Source organism: Solwaraspora sp. WMMD1047 (genome assembly GCF_029626155.1).
Classification (GTDB): domain Bacteria; phylum Actinomycetota; class Actinomycetes; order Mycobacteriales; family Micromonosporaceae; genus WMMD1047.
This window is the reverse complement of record NZ_JARUBL010000001.1, coordinates 4,300,203-4,316,802: the sequence shown is the minus strand read 5'-3', so window position 1 is coordinate 4,316,802 and position 16,600 is coordinate 4,300,203. Positions and strand designations below refer to the sequence as shown.

Annotated in this window: 13 protein-coding genes and 1 pseudogene; 7 read left to right on the top strand and 7 right to left on the bottom strand. The window is 71.1% G+C overall.

Annotated elements, in window-relative coordinates:
* Positions 1-64: 64 nt before the first annotated feature.
* From O7627_RS19610 to O7627_RS19595, 4 genes are all read right to left on the bottom strand, one after another.
* Positions 65-712: a hypothetical protein gene (locus O7627_RS19610; protein WP_278094974.1), complete on the bottom strand. Its 648-nt coding sequence runs from the start codon at positions 710-712 to the stop codon at positions 65-67.
* A gap of 275 nt (positions 713-987) precedes the next feature.
* Positions 988-3,888 (bottom strand): BTAD domain-containing putative transcriptional regulator, encoded by a 2,901-nt coding sequence (locus O7627_RS19605; protein ID WP_278098339.1) that lies wholly within the window; start codon positions 3,886-3,888, stop codon positions 988-990.
* A gap of 633 nt (positions 3,889-4,521) precedes the next feature.
* Positions 4,522-4,872 (bottom strand): hypothetical protein, encoded by a 351-nt coding sequence (locus O7627_RS19600; RefSeq protein WP_278094973.1) that lies wholly within the window; start codon positions 4,870-4,872, stop codon positions 4,522-4,524.
* Positions 4,873-4,967: 95 nt separating this feature from the next.
* Positions 4,968-5,123 carry a hypothetical protein gene (locus tag O7627_RS19595; protein ID WP_278094972.1) on the bottom strand — a complete coding sequence of 52 codons (156 nt, stop codon included), beginning with the start codon at positions 5,121-5,123 and terminating at the stop codon, positions 4,968-4,970.
* 128 nt (positions 5,124-5,251) lie between these two features.
* On the opposite strand from O7627_RS19595, the gene O7627_RS19590 reads away from it, so the two are divergent.
* The 3 genes and pseudogenes from O7627_RS19590 (at position 5,252) to O7627_RS19580 (ending at position 6,228) form a co-directional block, all read left to right on the top strand.
* The gene (locus tag O7627_RS19590; protein WP_278098338.1) at positions 5,252-5,746 is read left to right on the top strand and encodes a Scr1 family TA system antitoxin-like transcriptional regulator; all 495 of its coding nucleotides are present in this window, start codon (positions 5,252-5,254) and stop codon (positions 5,744-5,746) included.
* Positions 5,695-6,045 (top strand): Scr1 family TA system antitoxin-like transcriptional regulator, encoded by a 351-nt coding sequence (locus O7627_RS19585; protein ID WP_278094971.1) that lies wholly within the window; start codon positions 5,695-5,697, stop codon positions 6,043-6,045. Before O7627_RS19590 ends, O7627_RS19585 begins: the two co-directional genes overlap by 52 nt.
* Positions 6,032-6,228: pseudogene (locus tag O7627_RS19580) on the top strand (DUF397 domain-containing protein). The gene O7627_RS19585 and the pseudogene O7627_RS19580 overlap by 14 nt, the downstream one beginning before the upstream one ends.
* A 64-nt stretch (positions 6,229-6,292) precedes the next feature.
* Here the strand turns inward: O7627_RS19580 and O7627_RS19575 are convergent.
* Complete coding sequence (locus O7627_RS19575; RefSeq protein ID WP_278094970.1) at positions 6,293-7,021, bottom strand: histidine phosphatase family protein; 729 nt, start codon at positions 7,019-7,021, stop codon at positions 6,293-6,295.
* Positions 7,022-7,283: 262 nt separating this feature from the next.
* Positions 7,284-8,888, bottom strand: coding sequence for an FAD-dependent oxidoreductase (locus O7627_RS19570; protein ID WP_278094969.1), 1,605 nt, complete (start codon positions 8,886-8,888; stop codon positions 7,284-7,286).
* A 213-nt stretch (positions 8,889-9,101) separates the two neighbouring features.
* Here O7627_RS19570 and O7627_RS19565 point away from each other — a divergent pair, with 213 nt between their 5' ends.
* From O7627_RS19565 to O7627_RS19555, 3 genes are all read left to right on the top strand, one after another.
* Complete coding sequence (locus O7627_RS19565; RefSeq protein ID WP_278094968.1) at positions 9,102-10,379, top strand: hypothetical protein; 1,278 nt, start codon at positions 9,102-9,104, stop codon at positions 10,377-10,379.
* 122 nt (positions 10,380-10,501) lie between these two features.
* Positions 10,502-11,371 (top strand): calcium-binding protein, encoded by an 870-nt coding sequence (locus tag O7627_RS19560; protein WP_278094967.1) that lies wholly within the window; start codon positions 10,502-10,504, stop codon positions 11,369-11,371.
* A 73-nt stretch (positions 11,372-11,444) separates the two neighbouring features.
* Complete coding sequence (locus tag O7627_RS19555) at positions 11,445-14,828, top strand: BTAD domain-containing putative transcriptional regulator (RefSeq protein ID WP_278094966.1); 3,384 nt, start codon at positions 11,445-11,447, stop codon at positions 14,826-14,828.
* Between the two features lie 34 nt (positions 14,829-14,862).
* Here the strand turns inward: O7627_RS19555 and O7627_RS19550 are convergent, their stop codons facing one another.
* Positions 14,863-15,453: a hypothetical protein gene (locus O7627_RS19550; RefSeq protein ID WP_278094965.1), complete on the bottom strand. Its 591-nt coding sequence runs from the start codon at positions 15,451-15,453 to the stop codon at positions 14,863-14,865.
* 196 nt (positions 15,454-15,649) lie between these two features.
* On the opposite strand from O7627_RS19550, the gene O7627_RS19545 reads away from it, so the two are divergent.
* Positions 15,650-16,582 carry a hypothetical protein gene (locus O7627_RS19545; protein WP_278094964.1) on the top strand — a complete coding sequence of 311 codons (933 nt, stop codon included), beginning with the start codon at positions 15,650-15,652 and terminating at the stop codon, positions 16,580-16,582.
* Positions 16,583-16,600: the final 18 nt, after the last annotated feature.

Sequence of the window (16,600 nt, the reverse complement as noted above, 5' to 3'; positions counted from 1 at the left end):
CGCGGCCGGCACCCCGGCCCCGGTACTTCCGCACCGGGGCCGGGGTGGACCGATCGGGCCTTCGTCACACGACGATCTCGAGGGAGAACTGGATTGAGTGCCGCTGGGCGGGGTGGTACTGCTCGAACCGGTTCTGGTCCATGTCGAAGCTCAGGTAGTTCGGCGAGTGCGCCGACCGGTTTTTCAGCGTGAACTGGTCGAAGACCTTGGAGAGCACCCACTGCTGGGTGCCCGAGACGTCGAACGGGGAGGTGCCGACGACCCCACCGGGACCCTCGATCGTGTACGGAATGTTCTCGGTGTCCATGACGTACCGGTAGCCGTCGGCCAGGCGGTTGCTGACCACGAAGACGACCGGGTTTCCGTTCTCCGTGATCGGATTACCGAGGTTGTCGTTCACCTGCCTGAAAAGCCACTGCTCACCTGCGGGGTTGTAGCCGTCCTTCGGGCGGACGGCGAGCGCGAAAATGCTACCTCCGCCGCTGGTGTCGAAGTGCTGGGCGCCGATGTTCCTCGTTCCGGAGAACTGGTCTGGAGTGTTCACGACGATCCGGTAGGGGACGCTCATGTCGAGCTTCGGGAACGTGGAGATCGGCGTGAACGGTTGGTCGGCCGCCGCGGCGGGAGCCGCCGAGAGAGCCACACCACCAGCCGCGGCCACAACGGCCATGATGCCGGCGACCAAGCGACGGGTCGAGAGCGTACGGGACATCTCGTCTCCTCCTAGAGGGCCACGGGTTACTTTCGCGGCCGCTGTTCGTAGTCACGGAGCAGTACGCCGACACCCCTCATTCCGGTTCGCGCGAAATCCGCCCGCCGTGGCTGCGGCGCGGGAGGCCACCACTGGCGGATCGGCACGCCCGTGACCGTACGTCGCGCACCGGACAGAGCCGCGACCCACCGGACCGCCTCATGATCTGTCGGCTTGTCGGGAGGGAAGCTCTGCGGTCATGTCGTCAGTCGCCCTCGATGATGTTCCGACCTGACTCACAGGCCAAGGTCGTCGTCGCTGACCTTCACATCTCCTACGTCGCGATAGATCAGGTCCACAACGTCACCGACCGGCGCGCCAGTCCATCGGAGTCGAATCTCTCTGGCCAGATCACCGAGCCGGCCCTCCGATCGGTCGACCGCCTGGCGCAGCCTTTCAGAGTCGACGCCGGGAGAATCCCTCGCTGGCGACGTGGCAACAGCCGAATCAAGCGCGACGGCGAGTTCGTCCTCACCCTCGTCGCTGTACAGGGTAATCATGAAACGAAGGTGAATCCAAACCCGGAACTGGTCGCCTACGTCCTGCCAGTACCGAACGGCATCTGCCCAGTGAATTATACGTTCCCGCCCAGCGGAGAGGTTCGCCGCCACGCTGGCCATCCCGCTGCGTGCGAGTGTCACCAGAAATCTGGCGCCGATCGGGGAGGCCAGAGCGTGGCAGCGCTTGAAACTGGCCAACGCGGACACGGGGTCGACCAGAGTTTTGGTTTCCCCGGCGACGAGTTCCGCTGTCGCACGGGCGGAAGGGCCGGGAAGGCTGGCGATTACGGCAGAGGTTCGGTGCAGCCACCTCTGGCTACCCGTCGGCTGCGCCATGTTGACCAGAACAGAGGTCATTCCTGCGGCGGTGACCGTCTCTCCCCAACGATTTCCGACCCGACGCGCCAACCGCCAGCCGCGGTGGAGGGCACGCATGCTCTCCGCGAGATCGCCGGCCAGAAGCAGCATCATGCCGTAGTCCCACCAGATAAACGGCGTCATTTCATGATCAGGGTCCGCGGTCCGCAGCGCTTCCGCGATGAGTCGGCCGGCGGACTCGACCGCACCGCGCGCCGCGCTTCCCATCGCTGCGATCGCCAGCACAACGGGCCGCATAGGGTGGCCGTCGCTGCCCGGGAGGTGACTTGCGGCCTCGGCCCATCCGCGGACCTCGTTGTCGCCTCTGAGCTCCGTGTGAAGCCACAAGGCGGCAGACAGTCGCAGTGCCAGGTCCGGATCGTGGCGACGAGCCCACGCATGGGCGGTGCGCAGATCATGTGTGGCATCCGACAGCTCAATGAACTCGCTGTCGTCCGCCAGGCCGAGCCGGGCAGCGCGTTCCTCGGTCCAGCTCACGACGAACCGGGCGTACTCCTGTCGGAACTGGTTCGCCTCGCCGGCGGCGTCGAGTCGCTCCTCGGCGTACTGGCGGATGACTCGCAGCAGCATGTGATGGCGGCGTTCACCATGGCTCTGCCGGTCCGTGCGGACGAGGGACTTCTCTACCAGCCGCGCCAGCAGGGGCAGGATCATCTCAGGCGTCAGGTCTCCGTCAGCGCAGACGCCCACGGCCCAGGACAGCGGGAACCGGGACGGAAACACGGCGAGACGACACAGAAGGCGTTGCTCGTCCGGGTCCAGCCGTTCAAAGGACCAGTCGAGGGTGGCTCGTAGGTTCCGGTGGCTTGCCCGCTCAGACCGTCGTCCGCTGGCGAGCCCCAACAGGTCCGTAGCCGTCGCGACGGCAGGCAGCCCCAGACTCGCTGTCTGGGCGGCAGTCAACTCGATCGCGAGCGGCAAGCCGTCGAGCCGTCGACAGATGGTTGTCACCAGGTCCGTCACCGCCGGGTCGCGTTCGTCGACCGGGCTGCCGGCAGCCTGGAGGCGGTCCAGGAACAGACGCACGGACGGTGATTCGGTGGCGGCGGGGTCGTACCGGTCCGGCACCGGTAGCGGCTGCAGGACGAGAACGTGTTCGCCGTCTACGGCGAGACGCTCACGGCTCGTGGCGACCACCCGCACCCGGGGGCAGAAGCGTGCGATGGCTGCCAGAATCTGGGCCACCGCCTCAATGACATGCTCGCAGTTGTCGACGATCAGGACGATGGATCGCGTATGCAAGGCGGTGATCAGCGCGTCCTGCGGCGTAATACGAGGCGGATTCGGAATGTCGAGCGCGTTCAGAAACACGCTCGCCACTGCGGCCGGATCTGCCAGAGAGGCCAGCTCAACCCACGCAACCTGCTGATCCGTGGCTAGCCGGCCTGTCCATTCCATGGTCAACCGAGTCTTGCCGACTCCCCCCGGACCCACGAGAGTTACAAGCCGCGACCGAGACAGCGCCTCCGAGATCGTCTGCAACTCGTCCACCCGCCCGAAGAACGCGCTGACAGGAACCGGTGCCGTCCCCGGGCGCACAGCAGGTGGTGCCTGTTCGGACGCACTCCACGGGCGAGCTTGGACCTCCGCCTCGCGCAGGATCTCCACGTGCAACGCCTGCACCTCGACCGAAGGCTCGCTGCCGAGTCCTTCAGTGAGCACCCCGCGTAGGCGTTGATACAGGGCCAGGGCTTCGCCACGTCGGCCACCGTTCGCCAAGGCGCGCATGGCCAATGCGTACGGTCGCTCCCGAAAGGGCTCGGTTGCGATGAGCCCTTCAGATTGCGCTACCGCTTCGCCCCATTCGCCGATGGCCACCAAGGCGGATATTCTCTCCTCGAGTGCCTGTAGCCGCAGTTGTTCCAGGCGGACGGCTTCGGCCGCGCCGAACGTATCGGCGAACTCAGCGTATGCGCGGCCCCGCCAAAGTGCGAGAGCCTGGTCGAGGCTGGTAAGAGCCGCCTGCGGCGCCCACCGCATCAGGTCCCGGCACTCTCGAACGCTGTTCTCGAATCTGTGAGCGTCGACCGCTGTCGCCGGTACGTCGAGTCGGTATCCAGGGGGATGCGTGATTACTTGGCCCCCCGCCGACCCGAGGAGGGACCGAAGACGGGATATCTGGGCGTGCAGGGCTGACCGCGCGTTTTGAGGGGCGGGTTCTCCCTCCCACACGGCCGCCACCAACGCGTCCACAGACACAGTCGAGCCAGGTTCGATCAGCAGCCGAGCCAACACCGCACGCTGCCGCCGACTCGTCATGTCGATCGGGGTACCGTCGATCACTACCGTGAGGGGACCCAGAACGCGAAACTCGTACATGGGCACCTCCGTCCCAACCTTCCATCCTGCCGGCTAAGCCCGGATCATTCCTGTCGCTACGGCAGCCGGCCGCACGGACAGCAATCGCCAGGCTACTCCCGGCCAACGGCGCGTCGGCAAGGCAAGCACCCAGGGCTACGAGAGCCCACCGAGCGATTCGGCCGGTGATGTCCTCCACGGCTTGCGGCAGGCGGCGTGGGGCAGGGGGTTTGCCACCCCGGGACCGACCCGAGTCGGGTCAGGTGGACATCACGCGTTCGTGGAGGGCGGTGACGGCGGTGCGGGCGGAGACGAAGGCGCCGTGCTGTCAGGCCACCGAGTGGCTCAGCCAGTCGCCGGCGAAGTAGACGTTGCCGGCCAGCTCCAGCAGCAGGTCGCAGCCCGGGGTGCCGTACGGGGCGAAGACCCAGGCGCCCTCCAGGAAAGCGGGTGCTCTGCCAGGCGATCGAGAACGACGACGCTGCGGCCTCTTTCCCAGCAGGATGCCGGCTGCCGAATGTCAGCGGCGCCGGATGGCCCCGCGCAAGGTGTCAGCTGCGGCCTGAGGGGACAGGCGCGCCACCAGGCGGGTGGTCAGGGGTCGGGCTCGGTGAGGCGCATCAGGGCGGTCTGCGCCTGCCGGCCGTAGTAGCACAGCCCCGTCTCCTCGCCCAGCGTCCGGCCGCACACGCACCGCCCGTCGGCCGCCGGGACGTGTCGGACGAGCAGCATCCGGAAGGCGTCGATCTGGACGTCGAGCGGCAGCCCGGCCTGGCGCGTCCGGTCAGCCGGCTCCGCAGCATCGTCCGGGTGCCGGCGGTTGGGTGGGTGCTGGCGGTCGGGTGGGTGTTCGCGGTCGGGTGGGTGTTCGCGGTCGGTCGGCTCGGAGAAGGTGCCGGTCGGGAACGGCGGCATCCGGAACCGGTGCGCCTCGTCCGCCGGCACCTCCGTGCTCGAATCACCGCCGGGTTCGGTTGGCGCCTTTCGCTTTCGCGGCGGCCACCCGCCGATCGAGCGCCACTGCCGGGGCGTCCCCCAGGTCACCGCTCGTCCTCCTCGGCCGCTTCCCGCTCCAACCGCCGGATGCGTCGCTCCGCCGCTGCGGCATCCCGGGCGTACGCCCGCTGGATCGCGTCGCCGAGCCGCCGATCGTCGTCCGGTGTGTATGGCAGGCCGTCATTTTCTCCGGTCTCCATCCTGAGACCTCCATTCGAGTTGTGAACGTTCATGTCTGCGCCCGCGTTGGAAAATCGATCGCGGATGCGATCCACCCTGGACTCATGAGCGGTTCAGGCGGAAGATGAGGGGCGTCGGTACCCGGTAGATACTCGTAGCGACACTCAAGAGACTTCGGGTCGAGCGGCGAATGTCGCAGCAAGCCGTAGCGCGTGCCTTGAACGTCTCGAAGTCGTTGATCGCGTCCTTCGAACAGGGCCGCCTGATTCCGCAGGATGACACCGCCGGCGCGCTCGATCGGTTCCTCGGCAGCGGTGACACGATCCGCAAGCTTTCGGCGGCGGCCCATGAGGACCGTGAGCATCAGCGACAGCAGCAGCCGAACTGGTTCCGGGATTGGCCGGACGTCGAACGCGACGCGTTGGCGCTGCGCTGGCATGAGACGAGCCTGATTCCCGGTCTTCTCCAGACGAAGCGCTACGCAGAGATGATTCTGGGCAGCGGACTTCTGACCCGCGCCCAGTCCGACGGCTACACCGCGACCCGGATGGGCCGGCAGGCGCAGTATTCGACCGGGAGAACATTCCGGTCTTGCAGTTCACGATCGATGAGGCGGCCCTGCGTCGGGGACACCCTGCGGTGATGTCAGAACAGTTGCTGCACCTGGTCGAGATTGGCCAGCGCGGAACGGTGATAGTTCAGGTGGTTCCCGAGACCGCAGGGCTCTACCTTGGCCAGTCGGGGAGCTTCATCCTGGCGGATCTGGAGAACGGCCAGCGCGCAGCGTACATCGACGATCAGTTGGAGGGCAGGGTCACTACGGCGTCGGCCCAGGTTGGTGCGCTCGATCCGGCGTGGCAGGCTATAACCGGAATCGCCCTGCCCCGCGACCAGTCGCGGGACCTGATCTTGAAGCTGGTGAGCCTCCATGAGCAGCGATGACCCGCACTGGCGCAAGTCTGGCCGGAGCAATGCGAACGGTGGTGCTTGCGTGGAGGTGGCCGACAATCTCACCGGCAGGGTGCTCGTTCGTGATACGAAGGACCGTGACGGGGGGCGCTGACCTTCGGGTCGGCGTCGTGGCGATCCTTCGTCGAGTCCGTCAAGGGATCAAATCGCGGGTGACTTGGTGATCGTGGACCTGCTCCGGAGTCATCGGCGACGGGTTGAGGCTCCCAGCCCAGACTCGTCACCTGCCGACGAAGGCATGCTCGACCTCTCCTGACGCGAAATGTGGGGTCACGGCGAACTCCATCAGCGTGAGACCGCCATCGGTGCCGTCGTACCGGGTGATCGATGTGTTCGCCACCGGAGCCGCCGCGACGATGACGGCGATCTCGTCGAAACTCAGGCCTTCGATGAGGTGGCGCATCACCACGATCACGGCGTCGTGGGCCACCAGCAGGACGCGCCGGCCCGCGTGCTGGGCGTTCAGGTCCGTCAGCACGGCCGCCAGCCGTCCCGCGATGTCGCCGAACGACTCGCCACCGGGAGGCCGGTAGGAGAACTCGCCTTCGGCCGAGAGCAGGGCTGACTCCGCGGGAAACCGTTGAGCGATCATGGCAGGGGTCAGTAGCTCCAAGTCGCCCATGAGCCGGTCGCAGAGGCGGTGATCGACGGCGGCGGTTGGGTGGTCGACACCCGACTGCGCCGCGGTTTCCGCCGCGCGTAACCAGGTCTGTCGAGCGCGGACGTACGGGGAGCAGACGACGACCTCGGGCCGGCGGTGATCCGGCAGCGCGGCGAGCCAGTGACCGAGTCGGGCGGCCTGCTTCCATCCCAGCGACGACAGCTCGATGTCGGCATCCCGCCCGGTCAGACCATGATCGCTCAGCCCTCGCGCGCGTGCCTCGGCGAAGGCGACGTTCGCCAGGCTCTCCCCGTGTCGGATGAGGGTCAGCTCAGCGACGGTGTCCATGTCTCCATTGTCCGTGGTGGGGGAGATGGATTTCGAGCTCCTGCGGCGAAGCCGGCGAGTTGCTGCCGGTCCTCCACCACGTCGTCCGGCAGGTTGGTGTCGTCGGCGATGAAGTGCCTGACCGGTAAGCAGCAATCAGCGCAGCCAGGCGCCGGGAGTCGGGTAGCAGGGGGGCGCGGAGACGGTCAGATCGGATGATGAAAAGTGCCGGGGAAATGGGGTCGGGGCGGGACTTCTCATCTGTTGATCACGGTGTGATCCGTCAGGTGGCCATCACGCGTTCGTGGAGGGCGGTGACCGCGGTGCGGGCGGAGACGAAGGCGCCGTGCTGCCAGGCCACCGAGTGGCTCAGCCAGTCGCCGGCGAAGTAGACGTTGCCGGCCGGCTCCAGCAGCAGGTCGTAGCCCGGGGTGCCGTACGGGGCGGAGACCCAGGCGCCCTCCACATAGGGGGTGCGCTGCCAGGCGATCGAGAACGACGACGCCAACTCGGTGCGGTACTTGTCGCCGTGGATCTTCACGCCCTGCATCACCGCCCGCGCCTCCCGCTCCGCCGGGGCCAGCGCCGCGTACGCCCGCGCCGAGGCGCCGGTGTTGTAGTAGCCGACGATCAGGCCGCGCTCGGCGTGGAAGTCGTGCGACGGGTACCAGACGTGCGCCAGGTCCAGGTCGGTCTCCGTGATCCCGCCGTAGATCCGCAGGTCCCGCTCCCACCACCGGCTCCGGTACTCCAGGCCGATCTTGCCGGCGGCCGACGCCGGGAAGCTGCCCAGCGCCGACTGCACCCCGGCGCCCAGGTTGTGCGGGATCCGGGCCAGCAGGTACGGCGGCAGCGTCGCCACGCAGAAGTCCGCCTCGATCTGCTTGAGCCGGCCGTTGTGCCGGTAGGTGACGGCCACCCCGGCGGCCAGGTTCGTCACGGCGGTCACCTCGGCGCCCAGCTTGACCCGACCGCCGCCGATCGCCCGCTTCAGCGCCTGCGGAATGCGGTCCATCCCGCCGACCGGCTGGAACATCAGCATCGCCTGGTCGTACCCGAGCTCGAAGCTGAAGTAGCGACCGACGTTGCTGGCGAAGACGTCGGCCAGCGGCGGCGGCGCCCCGAGCGGGGTGCCGGCGTCGTTGCCGGCGCCCGGGTCGCTGGCGTAGCCGCGCCGGCTGGTGCCGGTGTACGCCCACCCGGCGGTCCGCCCGCCGATCGCACCGAAGCTCTGCAGGAACGACAGCAGCCGGGCCTTGTCGTCGGCGGTCAGCGCCGCGTCCAGCGCACCCTGGTCGGTCGCCTTCGCCAGCAGCTCCGACACGTACCCGTAGACGTCCGCCTTGGCGGTGCGGTAGCGCACCGGGGAACCCGGCGTCATCCCGGCCGCCTCGTTGTAGATCAGCGCGTTCGCGTTCGCGTTGGTGAACACCTCGATCGGCACACCCAGCTCGCGGCAGTAGTCCAGGGTGACCATCCACTGCGCGATCCGCGCCGGACCGGCGTTGAAATAGGTCCCGTCGGAGAAGTCGGCCCGCTGGGTGTGGCCGTCCAGATCGGTCTCGACCGTGCCGCCGCGCACCGTCAGGTTCCGCCCGCCGGCGACCGCCCGCGCCTCCAGCACCGTGCAGTCGTAGCCGGCCTTGCCCAACTCGTACGCGGTGGCCAGCCCCGCCACCCCGCCGCCGAGGATCACCACCCGCTTCGCCGATCGGCCGGTCAGGCTGAAGTCGGAGCGCTGCGGGGCGCGGAACGGCGGCGCCGCCGCCCCGGCGGCCGGCGCCAGGCCGAGCGCCCCCATGGTGGCGAAGAGCGCGCCGGCACCACCTGAGATGCCGACCGACTGCAGGAACCGCCGCCGGCTGACCGCCGGAAGAGCCTCGGGCACGGATGCCTCCCCGGATCGAACGATCATGAGGCCCCGATTCTGTAATCGGCGCGTTGCCGCTCGACGCATCGACTGTTGCCGAAGTGTTTCGTTCCCGGCCGGACCGCGCCGGACAACCGGGCCACAACCGGAGCACAACCGGAGCACAGTCGGGCCGCAACCGGTGCCGCCTAGAACCGGTGGGACACCCGTCCCGACCGATGGAGGACCGAGATGCGTCGACGAACGATTTCCGCCACCGCGCTGGCGGCGGTGGCCGTACTGCTGCTCACTCCGGCCGTGGCGCCGGCCGCGCTGGCGACCCCCACCGGGCCGGCGGCGGTCGCGGCGGACGACTACGACGGCGAGACCCTGGCGTTCGCCAAGGAACGCGGTATCACCCCCGCCGAGGCCGAGCGCCGGCTCGGCTGGCAGCAACTCGCCCCCGACCTCGCCGAACGGCTGGCAGGCAAGCTCACCGACCGGTTCGGCGGGGTGTGGATCGCCACCGACCGCGGCGACCGGGTCCGGGTCGGCGTGGCCGGCGAGGTGACCAGGGAGATCGCCGAGATCGTCGAGCGGACCGCCGAGTCCGTCGGCCTCGTGCAGGGGTACGACGTCGGCACCGTCCGCCACCCGCTGGCCCGGCTCGACGAGGCGAACGACTGGCTCGCCGACGGACTGGAGAAGGTGAACGCCGACGCCCCGGCCACCCTGACCGCCGGCGTCCGCACCGACCTGAACGCCGTCGAGCTGCAGGTGCCGCCGCCGTCGCGGCTCACCGAGGGGCAGCGGGCGCTGGTCGCCGACGCCCGCAAGCGGCTGGCCGGGATGCTCGTCCTCGCCGACTCAATCGGCGACGCCACCCCGCGGGCGTGCGCCTACCCGTACTGCGACCCGCCGCTGCGCGGCGGCATCCGGATCACCCACCCGAACGCCGGCTGCACCGGGGCGTTCATCGCCAGGAGCAAGGTGGACGCCAAGCTGTACCAGTTCACCGCCGGACACTGCGCCTACCAGAACTACACCAACTGGTCGACCCGGTTCACCGACAACAGCGAGCACGTGATCGGGCCGGTCTGGACCTGGTGGTGGCACAGCGGCGGGGACATGGCGATCCTGCGGATCAACAACGTGCCCGGCTGGAACCCGCAGCCCTGGGTGCTCGTCACCAACGGGCCGGACACCACCGCCAACTCGACCTACCCCATCAGGTCCGACAAGACGAGCGTGCTCGGCATGCGGATCTGCACCACCGGCGCCTACTACGGGCGCAGCGACTGCGGCTACGTCACCCAGTTGAACGTCACCGCCACCTACGGCGGGGTGACGGTCAAGAAGCTCGGCCGGGGCTCGTTCTGCGGCGTCAAGGGCGACAGCGGCGCCCCCATGTACGCCAAGCACGTCGCCTACGGCCTCCAGGTCGCCGGCTACAGCGAATGCGACAGCCTCTACCAGGGCATCCGCGCCGCCGAGACCACATTGAACGTGAACGTCCTGCACGCCCCCTGAGCCGGGTCCACCCGGGGGCACCCCGGAACGCCGGGGTGCCCCCACAACCGAACCACAACCGGCGGCCGGTCAACTGAGGGCCACGGGTGCGCGGGCACCCGCCTCACCGAGGAGGGGGAGTCATGCCTTCAGGTCTGCGCCGGATCGCCGTCGGGGTCGCCGCCGCGTTGGCGGCCGCCGGAGGACAGGGCCTCGCGGCGGCCCCGGCGTACGCGGCGGCGGCGCCGGGAACCGCCGAGGTGGTCGACGGCGAGCTGCTCTTCACGGCCGGGCCGGGGGTCGACAACCAGGTCGAGTTCTTCTTCCACGTCGTGACCCTGCGCTGGCACGTTCGGGACCACGCGGCACCGGTCGTGCCCGGCCCCGGCTGCGCGCAGGCAACCTCCGCACACGAGGTGAGCTGCGTCGGAGTGACCACCGTCCAGGCCACCACCCTGGACGGCGACGACACGCTCGGCGTACGCGAGAAGCCGGCACCGACCGCGGCCGGGCACCGGGCAGCGGCGGCCGTCCCACCCAAGACGCCGACCCTCAACACAGTGCCGATGGCGCTGTTCGGTGGGTCCGGGAACGACAAGCTGACCGGTGGCTGGAGCGACGACCTGCTCGACGGCGGTCCCGGCTCGGACGTGCTGCTGGACTGGGCCGGCACCGACACGGTCAGCTACGCCGACCGCCGCCGGCCGGTGCGCGCCGACCCGGACGGCGTCGTCGGCGACGACGGTGAGGCCGGCGAGGGGGACACCATCGACAGCACCGTGGAGAACGTGATCGGCGGTGCCGGGGACGACCTGCTGGTCGGCAACGCCGGCCCGAACCGGTTGGTCGGCGGGGCGGGTGACGACGAGATCCACGGTCTGGCCGGCGCCGACCGGCTCTCCGGCGAAGCCGGCTACGACACCCTGATCGGCGGCAAGGACCGCGACCTCTGCCTGGTGGGCACGGACGGCGGCCGGGTCACCGGCTGCGAGGGCGGCGACGCCGCCACCTAGGCTTCGTCGGACTGTCGACGGCTGCCTTGCCGGCCGTCGACAGTCCGTGCTCTGCTTCCCGTACCCGCGGGAGGTGGCACGAGAGTTGGCGCAGTCGGGCACGACCACGGCGGTCCAGGCGGATGCGGTCGCCGCCAGCACGGTGGACGTCCGGGTGCTCGGTCCGGTCGAGCTGCTGATCCGGTGCGCATCGGGTGTGCGGCCGGTCCCGCTCGGCGGCCCCCGCCAGCGGGCCCTGTTCGGGCTGCTCGCGCTGCGCACCCCGGCGATCGTCGCGGTACCGGCCCTGATCGACGGCCTCTGGGGCGACCACCCTCCGGCCACCGCCGTGAAGACCCTGCACGCCCACGTCGCCTACCTGCGCCGGGCGCTCGGCGCGGTGGGCCGGCGCGAGCTGATCGGCACCCGGGCACCCGGGTACGCGCTGCGCACCGACGCCGGGCACGTCGACGCGTACCGGTTCGAGGAGCTGAGCCGGCGCGGCCGGGCGGCGCTGGCGGCCGGCTCCGCCGACCAGGCCGCCGCCCTGCTCGGCGAGGCGCTGCGGCTGTGGCGGGGCGACCCGCTTTCGGACTGCCCGGTCGGCGAGTGGGTGCGCGCCGAGGCGACCCGGCTGGAGGCGGCCCGGCTGCAGGTGGCGGAGGAGTACTACACCGCCGAACTGGGCCGGGGCCGGCACGGCTCGGTGGTCGCGGACCTGGCGGCCATGACCGCCCGGCACCCGCTGCGGGAGCGGCCGTGGGAGCTGTTGATGATCGCCCAGTACCGGTGCGGCCGGCAGGGCGACGCGCTGGACGCCTACCGGCGGGCGCGGGCCGCGCTGGTGTCGGAGCTCGGCGTGGAGCCGGGTCGGACGCTGCGCGGCCTGGAGCAGGCGATCCTGCGCGGCGACCACGGTCGACTCGCCGCCGCGCTGGCCCCGCCAGCCCCGCCCACCACCCGACCGGCCGCCGGCCAGCCGCAGTCCGTCCCGTCGGAGTTCGGTCCGTCGGAGTTCGGTCCGTCGGAGTTCGGTCCGTCGGGGTTCGGTCCGTCGCGGTCCGGCTCGTGGCGGTCCGGTTCGGCGGAGTTCGGCTCGCAGTCCGGTCCACCGGAGTTCGCCTCGTTGGCGCAGGGCCAGACGGTCGGGGAGGGTGATCCGGTCGCGCCGGTGCCGGTGCCGATCACCGCGCTTATCGGGCGCCAGCGGGAGCTCGCCGAGCTGTCCGGGCTGCTCGCCGACCGCCGGCTGGTCACCCTCACCGGGCTGGGCGGCGCCGGCAAGACCCGGATCGCGATCGCCGTCGCCGAGCGGCTCGCCACCCGGTACCCCGACGGCGTCCGGTTCGTCGACCTGACCCCGGTGACCGAACCGGATTCGCTGCCGGCCGCCGTCGCCACCACCCTCGGCGTGCCGGTCCGGGCCGGGGCCGACCCGGCCGACACGCTCCTGCGGCGGCTGCGGCCGGTGGAGACGCTACTGGTGCTGGACAACTGCGAACACCTGGCGGATGCCGGCGCCGCGCTGGTCGAGACGCTGCTCGGGCGCTGCCCGGGGCTGCGGGTGCTGGCCACCGGCCGGCAGGCGCTCGGCGTACCCGGTGAGGTGGAGTGGCCGGTGCGACCGCTACCGGTCCCACCCACGGCCGGGGACCGCCGCCGGGGAGACCGGCAACCCGGCTCCCTGGCGGAACTGACCCGGTACGACTCCGTGCGGCTGTTCCTGGAGCGGGCCGCCGTGGCGGCGGTGCGGGACCTGACCGACGCCGACGCGCCCGCGCTGGCGGCGATCTGCGCCGGGCTCGACGGGCTGCCGCTCGCCATCGAACTGGCCGCCGCCCGGACCGGGGTGCTGACCGTGCCGGAGATCGCCGCCCGGATCCGCGACCCCGAGCTGCTGCGTGCCGGCGGCCGGCCGGCCCGGCACCGGGCACTGCGCGACACCATGGCCTGGTCCTACGGGCTGCTCGGCCCGGCGGCCAGGTCCCGGTTCCGCCGGCTCGCCGTCTTCGTCGGCGGGTTCACCCTGCCGGCGGTCCGGGCCGTCTGGGCCGACGACGCCGAGTCGCCGGTGGAGAGCCTGGCCGGGCTGGTCGGCAGATCCCTGGTGGTGATGGAACGGCGGCCGGCCGGGGCCCGCTACCGGCTGCTGGAGACCCTGCGGCAGTACGCCGCCGAGCGGCTCGCCGACGACCCCGCCGAGGAGGCGACCGCCCGGCGCGACCACGCGGTCCACTACGCCGAGCTGACCCGGGAGGTGGACCGGGACCTGCACGGCCCGTCGCTGGAACGGTTGCTGGACCGGCTCGCCGTCGAACACGACAACCTGCGTACCGCGCTCGCCTGGTTCGCGGCCCACCGGCCCGGCTCCGAGGAGCTGCGGTTCGCCGCCGCGCTGGCCCGCTACTGCCATCTGCGGGGCCGGTACGCCGAGGGCCGCCGCTGGTTGGGCGACGCGATCGGCCGGTACGCCGGCCCGCCGGCACCCGAACTGGCCGACGCCCTGACCGGCGCGGCCCGGTTGGCCTTCTTCGCCTGCGACTACCCGGTGGCCAGCGGGTACGGCGAGCGGGCGCTGGCCGCGTACCGGGAACTGGTCGACCGGCGTGGTGCGGCCCGGACGCTGCGGCTGCTCGGTTCGATCGCCCGCGAACGCGGCGAGTACGACCGGTCCAGCGACCGCTACGCCGCGGCGATGACGGCCTTCGCCGAGGCCGGCGACGAGGCGGGGTCGGCGCTCACCGCGCAGCTCGCCGGCTTCACCCACTGGCTCACCGGTGACCTGGACCGGGCCGACGACCTGCTCGACCGGGCGGCCACCTGGTACCGCCGCGCCGACGACCCGGAGGGGATCGCCTCGGCCCGGGTCCACCAGGCGGCGGTGGCGTTCTACCGGGACGAGCCGGCCCGGGCACGTTGGCTGGCCGGCGACGCGCTGGACCGGTTCCGGCGGCTCGACTTCGACGAGGGCGTGGCCTGGGCGTTGAACATCCTCGGCCTGGTCGAACAGTGCGACGGCGCGCCGGGAACCGCCGTCGGCGCGCTTCGCGGCAGCCTGGAAATCCACTGTGCGGTGGGGGACCGGTGGCGGGCGGCCAGCGTCCTGGAGGCGTTGGCGGCGGTGCTCGTCGACGGAGCGGACCCGGCGGCGGCGGCCGAGCTGCTCGGGGCGGCCGACGCGATTAGGGTCTCCATCGGCGCCCCGGTGCCGCCGCGCGAGCGACCGGCCCGGGACGCGGCCCGCGCCCGGCTGGCCGAGGTGCTCCCCGACCGGGACCGGTACGCGGCCCAGGCCCGAGGCGAGGCGCTGCGGTTCGAGGACCTGCCCGCGCGGTTGCCGGACCTCGTCCCCGGAACACCGACCCCGGCTGCGGCTCGACCGGCCCGACCGCCCCGGGCGCTTCCCGATGCGAACGTGTCGGCCGACGCGCCCCCCGTGCCGGCCGATGCGCTCGCGGTGCCGGCCGGGTCGGGGTGATCCACCCCAACCCGGCCGGTGACGGACGGTCCGGTCAATCGCTGATCTCCACCTCCAGCGACCAGTCGTCCAGGGTGCCGGTGAGGGCGTTGTTCGCGCCCTGGTCGACAAGCAGCCACTCGACCCGGACGGTGTGCACCACCGCGACGTCGTTGCCGGCGATCCGCTTGCACGCCTGGGTGGCGTTGGCGTGCCCGAGGTCGGTGGTGAACGCGAGGTCGTTGGGCGGATCCATCTCTACGCCGTCCAGCATGATCCGGATCTGCAGGAAGTCGGTCGGTACCGCGTTCACCGGCGCGCCCAGCAGCCGGGCCTCGGCGAAGAAGCTGACCTTGATCTGGTCGGGGTCGTTCGCCGGGGTGACGAAGCTGATCACCGAACCGGGTAGCAGCGCGAAGCCGGCGTTCTCGGCGAGATTCGTCGGCAGATCGTTGGTCCGGACGATGTTGGACTCCTGAACGCCGCCCTGGCAGTTGGCGAGCCCCTGGCCGGGCGCGCTGATCATCAGGTCCTCCTCGGCCTGCAGGTTGGCGGTGATCGGCCGGGCGCTGGCCGGACCCGGCCCGACCGCCCCGGCCAGGGCCAGCACCAGCAGCCCCGAGATGAGCAGGAAGACGCGTCTCATGATTCCTCCTCGTGTCCACCCGGCGGTTCCGGGCGTCCTGAGTCGAGGGTGGGCCGGACCGTCACGGCGGCCTCACGGTCCGATCACGGCCGGGCGGCCCGCCACCATGACGCCACCGTGACGTCCACGCGGAGGATCGACCCGACGGACGAAACACAGCGGATGCGAGGCGTCCGCCGGTAGAGGGGGGCAACAGATGCGCGGCATCGGAATGAGGCGGCGGGTGATCGCCGGCACCGTGGCGGTGGCCCTGGGGGTCGCCGGCGGGCTCGTCGGACCGCCGGCCACAGCGGCGTACGCCCTGGGCGATCCGAGGCGGTCCGAGGAGACCAGCGACCACAACGGAGCCGTCAGCAAGGGCGTGACCGTACAGTGCCCGGGCAGGGGGCGGGTGCTGGGCGCGGGCGGACTGATCATCGACGACGGCACCGGCCGGGTGGTGCTGACCGGAGTGATCCCGGACGACACCCTGAGGTCGGTGACCGTCACCGCGACCGCCCGGGCCGGCTACCAGCAGCCGTGGTCGGTGCGGGCGTACGCGGTCTGCGACGAGGTGGACCGGCCGGTGAAGCGGGAGGAGAGCGTGGCCGTGCACAGCCGGGAGGCCACGGTCGAGTGCCCGGCGGACAGCCTGCTGCTCGGGGCCGGATTCCGGCTGACCGGCTGGGCCGAATCCTCCTACCTGGGCGGCGTCGAGTTCGGGCCGGACCTGCGGCGACTCCAGGTACGGGCGACCGGGGTGGGCATGCCGACAAGCGTCACCGCCTTCGGCGTCTGCCTGTACTTCCTGCCCCACGGCGACGACCCGGTCAGCACCCGGTCCGAGACGGTCACGCTCGACGGCACCTGGCCCAAGGTGGTCGCGGTGACCGGCACCGATCCGGACCGACGGCTGTACGGCGTCGCGGCGGCGGTCGACGGGCCACCGACCGTCTTCATCAACGCCCTGGTGCCCGACCCCGACACCGACACGGCGAGCGCCCGGGCGGTCCTGGCGACCCAACCGCCGGGACCCGACCCCGCCGCGGCCCCGGCGACTGTCGACCCCGCCGCCGTCGGCCGTGGTGCGGCAGCCGACGCCGGTCCGACCCTGACCGTCGAAGCCACCGAGGGCGGCACCTTCCACTGAATCGTCATGATCGTGGGG